The sequence below is a fragment of the Mesorhizobium sp. M8A.F.Ca.ET.181.01.1.1 genome (assembly GCF_004792025.1).
Taxonomy (GTDB): Bacteria; Pseudomonadota; Alphaproteobacteria; order Rhizobiales; family Rhizobiaceae; genus Mesorhizobium.
The window spans coordinates 1-372 of sequence record NZ_SRTV01000089.1 but is presented as its reverse complement, the minus strand read 5'-3'; the positions used below and the strand labels follow the sequence as shown (position 1 = coordinate 372).

The window sequence follows — 372 nt, the reverse complement described above, 5'->3', positions numbered from 1 at the left end:
CGCGCGGTTGCTGAAACCGTCTCAGGGTGAGCGCCTGCGCGAGGATCTGACCGATGCGCTGATGGACGACACTGAAATAGGCGCCGCTTTTACGCCCGAAGAACGGGCGATGCTACACAACATCCTCCGTTTCCGTGAGATCAGGGTCGAAGATATCATGATCCCGCGGGTGGATATTGACGGTCTCGATCAGAATATGACGATCGGTGACGCGCTGATCCTGTTTGAGGAAACCGGACGTTCCCGCATGCCGGTTTATGAAGAGACGCTGGACGACCCCAAGGGGATGATCCATATCCGCGATCTGCTTGCCTATGTTGCCAAACAGGCTCGCAACAAGCGCCGGGTGGGATCGCGTGGCGTCGCTTACGG

The 372-nt window shown here is 58.1% G+C and carries 1 protein-coding gene; it reads left to right on the top strand.

The window, feature by feature from the left end:
* On the top strand, positions 1-372 hold a 372-nt coding region (locus EN824_RS33710), incomplete at both ends, for a CBS domain-containing protein (RefSeq protein ID WP_245521077.1).